Origin of the sequence: Desulfobacterium sp. N47 (genome assembly GCF_051233685.1) — a bacterium.
GTDB lineage: Bacteria > Desulfobacterota > Desulfobacteria > Desulfobacterales > RPRI01 > RPRI01.
The window spans coordinates 1-5,468 of the sequence record NZ_JBAMMY010000197.1 but is presented as its reverse complement, the minus strand read 5'-3'; the positions used below and the strand labels follow the sequence as shown (position 1 = coordinate 5,468).

9 protein-coding genes and 1 tRNA gene are annotated in these 5,468 nt (G+C 38.0%); 6 read left to right on the top strand and 4 right to left on the bottom strand.

Annotation, left to right across the window (positions count from 1 at the left end; translation table 11 throughout):
• Positions 1–216 (bottom strand): transposase (locus VXK47_RS12815; RefSeq protein WP_435549175.1); only part of this gene is annotated, 216 nt, incomplete at its 3' end.
• Positions 217–330: 114 nt separating this feature from the next.
• Here VXK47_RS12815 and VXK47_RS12810 point away from each other — a divergent pair.
• Positions 331–747, top strand: a complete 417-nt coding sequence (locus tag VXK47_RS12810; protein WP_435549174.1) for a methylenetetrahydrofolate reductase C-terminal domain-containing protein — start codon at positions 331–333, stop codon at positions 745–747.
• Here VXK47_RS12810 and VXK47_RS12805 read toward each other — a convergent pair.
• Positions 708–1,370 (bottom strand): carbonic anhydrase, encoded by a 663-nt coding sequence (locus VXK47_RS12805; protein WP_435549173.1) that lies wholly within the window; start codon positions 1,368–1,370, stop codon positions 708–710. The two genes, VXK47_RS12810 and VXK47_RS12805, sit on opposite strands and share 40 nt — an antisense overlap.
• A 241-nt stretch (positions 1,371–1,611) precedes the next feature.
• On the opposite strand from VXK47_RS12805, the gene VXK47_RS12800 reads away from it, so the two are divergent.
• From VXK47_RS12800 to VXK47_RS12780, 5 genes are all read left to right on the top strand, one after another.
• Positions 1,612–2,355: an RNA 2'-phosphotransferase gene (locus tag VXK47_RS12800; protein ID WP_435549172.1), complete on the top strand. Its 744-nt coding sequence runs from the start codon at positions 1,612–1,614 to the stop codon at positions 2,353–2,355.
• A 114-nt stretch (positions 2,356–2,469) separates the two neighbouring features.
• Positions 2,470–2,546: transfer RNA gene (locus tag VXK47_RS12795), tRNA-Lys, on the top strand.
• Between the two features lie 334 nt (positions 2,547–2,880).
• Positions 2,881–3,258 carry a type II toxin-antitoxin system HicB family antitoxin gene (locus VXK47_RS12790; protein WP_435549171.1) on the top strand — a complete coding sequence of 126 codons (378 nt, stop codon included), beginning with the start codon at positions 2,881–2,883 and terminating at the stop codon, positions 3,256–3,258.
• On the top strand, positions 3,251–3,499 hold the full coding sequence (locus VXK47_RS12785) for a type II toxin-antitoxin system HicA family toxin (RefSeq protein ID WP_435549170.1): 249 nt from the start codon (positions 3,251–3,253) through the stop codon (positions 3,497–3,499). The genes VXK47_RS12790 and VXK47_RS12785 overlap by 8 nt, the downstream gene beginning before the upstream one ends.
• Positions 3,500–3,521: 22 nt before the next feature.
• Entirely contained in the window at positions 3,522–3,683 is a 162-nt protein-coding gene (locus VXK47_RS12780; RefSeq protein ID WP_435549169.1) for a type II toxin-antitoxin system HicB family antitoxin, read from the top strand.
• Positions 3,684–3,850: 167 nt separating this feature from the next.
• On the opposite strand, the gene VXK47_RS12775 is transcribed toward VXK47_RS12780, so the two are convergent.
• Both VXK47_RS12775 and VXK47_RS12770 read right to left on the bottom strand, forming a co-directional pair.
• Positions 3,851–4,327, bottom strand: coding sequence for a hypothetical protein (locus VXK47_RS12775; protein ID WP_435549168.1), 477 nt, complete (start codon positions 4,325–4,327; stop codon positions 3,851–3,853).
• A gap of 38 nt (positions 4,328–4,365) precedes the next feature.
• The gene (locus VXK47_RS12770; protein WP_435549167.1) at positions 4,366–5,055 is read right to left on the bottom strand and encodes a Fic family protein; all 690 of its coding nucleotides are present in this window, start codon (positions 5,053–5,055) and stop codon (positions 4,366–4,368) included.
• Positions 5,056–5,468: the final 413 nt, after the last annotated feature.

Below are 5,468 nucleotides of genomic sequence, written 5' to 3'. Positions count from 1 at the left end.
TCCGATAGGGTTTGATTTCCAGTGTAACTCCATTTTAAGACAGATAAATGCCAGGAGAGTATAGCAGGCGTTCTCCCCGGCTACGATCTCCATCGGTTTTGTTCTGCGTTTAAATTCTTTGTTAAGGCGTTCAATAATGTTTGTGGTCCTTAAAGAAATCCATTCTTCTTCGGGACAGATAAAAAACGTTAGACATGCCTCTATAGAGTTTTCCAGACATTTGACAGCCGAATTGATACACCAAACGCCGCTTTCTATAAAAAAATTTCAAGACATTTATATCAAAATAACGGAATCTTATACCATCTTGTAAAATTATTTGAAGATGTGTTGAAAAAAATCCTGCTCAATTGTCAGCAATGCGGAGATTGCGGCATTGAATATCCCGGATTTTTATGCCCGGAATCAAGCTGCCCTAAACACATACGAAACGGAGCTTGCGGAGGAAGCGGACAAGGCAGATGTGAAGTATATCCGGACAGGTTTTGTGTCTGGTATCTTGCATATCAAAGATTTGCTCTTACCGGAAATACTGAAAACATGGCCAAAGTTTGTGCTCCTCCCCGCATGTGGGAATTAAACAAGACTTCTTCCTGGATCAATTTTCATCTTGGAAAAGATCACCATACCAAACTATGCTCCATAGCAGGAGCCTGCAACACCGGACTTTGTTCACACAAAAACAAACCGGACGAGATAAAAGGATCTCAAGGCAGAATTTCCACCACGCCATCGTCAAGATCATAACAGGCTCCGGCAACGGTCAATTCACCTTTTTTTACAAATTTATTTAATATCGGAGCAGAAGATTTCAATTGCTCAACAACAATACCGACATTAGCCCTTACCGCATTGTCCAGCAGATCACCAGGTTGATTCTTTACTTTATCAACTGCCGGTTTAATGGCCTTAACCAGACTGCCGATATGCCCAGGAGCCTCGCCACCTTCTACTGTTGCGCCCACAGCACCGCAACGCTCGTGACCAAGAACCATAATATACTGAACGCCTAAATGATCCACGGCATATTCGATGCTGCCTATAGCCTCATCATTTAAGATATTTCCTGCCAGCCGTATTACGAAAAGATCACCCAATCCCTGATCGAAAAGAATCTCAGGAGGCACTCTTGAATCGGAACAGCAAATGACTACTGCAAAAGGATGCTGCCCTTTTGCGACTTCACCGCGCCGTTTTGCTGTCTGGCCGATATGAGACTGTTTTTCACTCACATAACGTTTGTTGCCATCAAGCAAATTCTGTTGGGCTTCCTTAGCGCTAATAGCCGTACCCTTCTGCATGGCCATGGCCGCAACGCCAAAAAACACCAGAATCATAAAACCGGTCACCGGCAAACTTAATCTTTTCATCTTCTTCTCCTTTTTGTTTTGATTTTGTTATTGAATTTGTCATAAATATGTTTAACAAACTTTATTTCCTGCTGCAATAACCATCTCATCCCTAAACGAATTGCCGACCTTTGGCCAAAAAAGACCGGTGCTTATATAAATATGATAACAATTCGATTCCCGTTGACAGACAGAGCTATTTTTTCTATTCTTATAGGTACATGTTTTATCAATAAAATTTCTTAGGGAGAAAAGTGTTGATATGGATGCACTGAGATCACTTAAACAGATTTCAAAATTTGTTTCATATATACTTGAACGCAAACCTGACGAGTTCGGCCTTGTGCCGGATGAAAACGGATACATAAAAATAAAATCTCTGCTTTTGGCTTTAAATGAAGAGGATGGTTATAAGTTTGTGAGGCGACACCATATTGATGATATTTTGTCTTCAATACCCGACTCCCAGCTTGAAATAAATGATGACCTGATACGCTCAAAATACCGTGACAATCTGCCTAAGCCGACAGTTTCCGAAAATCCTCCAAAACTTCTTTATACCTGTGTGAGGAAAAAAGCCTATAGTTTTGCACTGGAAAAAGGCATATTTCCCGTCGGCAATAAAAAAGTGGTTTTGTCGCCTGCCAAAGAGATGGCAGAAAGAATGGGAAAGCGTTTTAGTCCATTACCTGTTGTTCTTACGGTAAATGTACAAAAAGCTCTTGAGGCCGGAGTAATTTTCCACAATTCAAGTGAATTATATACCGCAGATGCTATTCCTGCTGACTGTTTCACAGGGCCGCCACTTCCAAAACAAAAAGAAGAAACCGGGCGTGTGGAAAAACACAAAGAATTAACCCCAAAGCCTATGCCCGGCAGCTATCTGATTAACCTTGAGATTGCAGAAGAAGAAAAAAAGAGAACAAAACTTCAAAGAAGAAAAAAAGAAATCGACTGGAAAAAAGAAAGAAAGCGCGTCAGGAGAGATAAAACAGGATGGCTTTGAGGCAAACCCTTAAAATAAGTGTTGCAACATTTCGCCTAAACAGGCATAAAAAAATTGACAAGTTATTTTAAAGCTGGTACGAGCATATCCGGTTTTCAAGAAAAACTTCCAGAAGGGCCGTTAGCTCAACTAGGCAGAGCACCTGACTCTTAATCAGTAGGTTGTTGGTTCGATTCCAACACGGCCCACCAATTAAAACAGATAGTTATACAATTTTAATATAAATCAATTTTCTTTTTTTAACTCATTTTGTCCCGCTATTATCCCGTTTTTATATTTCTTGACAACTTTGAAATTATTCTATTAAATTAATACAAAACCACACCAATTCTTATTTTATAAATTATTTATTAGAGCCACTTTCAAAATGTTTCAGTTTGGTCAAGGTCAAGGCGGGTGAAAATTTTAACCGCAGGAATACATGGAGTATTTCGAGGATTAAAATTTTCACCCAACGCAGAGATCGGCTAAAATGGGACGTTTTGAAACTGGCTCATTAGATTAATCATTGAGGAAGTGTTGTTTATGAGTGAAGAAAAAAATAAAAATTCTGATGTTGCATTTTCAGTCAATATTCTGGTCAAAAAGGAAAATGATCTTTTTGTTGCTCATTGTCTCGAATTGGATATTGTTGCAACCGGAAAAACCATAGCTGAAGCACAAAACGAAATAATTTCTTTAATCTCTGCACAGATAGAATATGCTTTCGCCAATAACAACCTTGAACATTTATATCATCCTGCTCCGCCTGAAATATGGAATGAATTTTTCTCCTGTAAAAAACAGACTGAAAGCAAATATAAAATTGAATCCGGACTTTTAAAAGCCGATAAAAAACACAACACACTTCCGCCTTGGCTGATTGCAAAAACTTGTCAATCCGGATCTTCGTGTAATGCCTAAACGCCCTTATACGATAAGGGAACTTCTGAAAAAGCTTAAACCGTATGGTATTGTCACAATGCAGGGAAAACGCGGTAAAGGCTCCGAAGTTATACTTTTAAAGCCAAATAAACCCGGTTCTAAACAAGGCCCGCAAATTCCAATTAAAAATCATGGCCCTTCAACTGAAATACATTATCCCGTTATAATCTCAATCTTGCGTCGTTTCGGTATCGACCCTAAAGATTTTTGGAATGATTAAGAAAAAAATGTGAGGTGATCTTATGAAAATAAAAACAATTATCCATGAAGCGGAAGAAGGCGGTTTTTGGGCCGAAGTTCCTTCTATTCCAGGATGTGCCACCCAGGGAGAAACGTTTGATGAGCTCATGGAAAACATATATGAGGCTGTGGAGGCTTGCTTATCCGTGGATATCGAGGCTTAAGATCGGTTTGTTAAGGCACTTTATGAAGGTTGCCGGAATTGATGAAAATGAGTTGTGATATTAACTTTAAAAAAAATAAAGGCCGCGGAATAAATCCGGCAATGGAAACTGCAGTTTTCGATCATCTTTGGACAATTGAAGAAATTGCCGGACTTACGTCTTAAATATTACAGGAAGCTTTGCGATTTAGCTTTTGGTAAATCTTTAAGATGCTTAAAAAACTCTGACTCTGTAATTTCAGTAGCCCATTCCAACCGGACAAACATATTATATACATTTTCGTTTTTTGTATAACAAATTGCCTTAAAGCCAATTAAAATATTTACATCTCTATAAAAAGCTTTGGTTGGATTTCTTAAATTCTTATATAAGTGATGCACTTTTTTATGTAAACTGTCTAAAATCTGTGGACCATCTAGCAAAACTTTTAGAATTTCAACTTGTCTTTCAGCGATAATCCGCTTTCTGCTTGATTGAAGCCTAATAAATAAGTTGTACATAACGTCTTTGAATAATGCCTTGGATATATTTTTCTTTATCTCTTCAAACAATCGTTGGCATTGGATCGCTACACCCTTTAACCCAAATAGGATGAAAGATGTTAAATCATGATTATTAGCCCTTACATTGGCGAGCAAGGTCAAATATGAATTTTTTTCCTCATAATAATAATTCGACATAGCTATAAAAAGAGAATCTCGGAGGCCAACCCTTTGGAGCGCATAAGAGCTTCTGAAGCCCTTGCTGTTCTTCCGTTGCCGTCAAGGAATGGATGCATGGAAGCAAAGTGATAATGTGCTGCTATAGCTTGAATTAAAGGATCGTGATTACGAAAATCTTTGTTGATGGCTTTGCATAACAGCATAAATGCGTCCCGACATGGTGTCCCTCCTTCGCATCCTCGATGCTTAGGTACACCAAAAATAACATTTTGATCTTTTTGTCTTAAAACACCAGGAGGACAATGATCGTCGTCTGCATCAGTTATAATGATTCTATGGATAGTTGATATTAAATCTTCTGTGATAGGTTTATCATTTTCCAACGCTGCGATCCATTTGTATGCTTTCACCGTTGATGAGGCTTGTCGTTGAGATCGTGTGTGCAATTGCTCTATGGTTTCATTAATAGCCGCATCTAATTCTCCATCGGTGAAATCAGCTCCTTCAATTCGCGATGTTCCAGCTACTTCACGCTTTAATTGAACAACCTGGAGTTGTTCTGCCCATTCTTTCTGATATGGAATTTTGGTAAGGGAAATCATGGCGGCTTTAGCTTGAATAAGGGCGTCAAGGATGGCTTCCTTATTGTAGAGAATCCAATTTTGGGGTAATTGATAGTGGATCATAATAGAGACTGTAACACAGTTCATTTCTAAGTCAAGTATTTTGTATTATCTATAACATTCTAAAATATATAATTAAATATCAATTTTTATTAGTTTTATTATTTATTATAAGCTGTTTCATTTCCAGTCCATTTCTACAATTAATGTGAAAAGTTCGTTCTGCTAAGAAAAATCTGCAGATTTCAAAAGGAGTTTTTCTCACCAGCTTTATTCCACGGCCTGATTAAATTATCTTATGCTGCTTTGCCTAAAAGTTTTTTTATTGCCTCTTTCTCATTTTCCAGGGATTTTACTTTTTTTTCCAGTAGTGTCCGGTTAGGTTTTTGCATATAAAGTTTGTTCTTTGACAATTCGATTATCAGACTGTGTATTTTTTCCACAGGCACGCAATTCATTCTGGATATTGTTTCTAAGCTGACGAATCCTTTTTATTGATA

Coding starts and splice junctions, on each gene's coding strand:
- VXK47_RS12805 (WP_435549173.1), bottom strand. CDS start 1,370: ATGAAAAGATTAAGTTTGCCGGTGACCGGTTTTATGATTCTGGTGTTT.
- VXK47_RS12785 (WP_435549170.1), top strand. CDS start 3,251: ATGCCTAAACGCCCTTATACGATAAGGGAACTTCTGAAAAAGCTTAAA.
- VXK47_RS12780 (WP_435549169.1), top strand. CDS start 3,522: ATGAAAATAAAAACAATTATCCATGAAGCGGAAGAAGGCGGTTTTTGG.
- VXK47_RS12800 (WP_435549172.1), top strand. CDS start 1,612: ATGGATGCACTGAGATCACTTAAACAGATTTCAAAATTTGTTTCATAT.
- VXK47_RS12790 (WP_435549171.1), top strand. CDS start 2,881: ATGAGTGAAGAAAAAAATAAAAATTCTGATGTTGCATTTTCAGTCAAT.
- VXK47_RS12770 (WP_435549167.1), bottom strand. CDS start 5,055: ATGAACTGTGTTACAGTCTCTATTATGATCCACTATCAATTACCCCAA.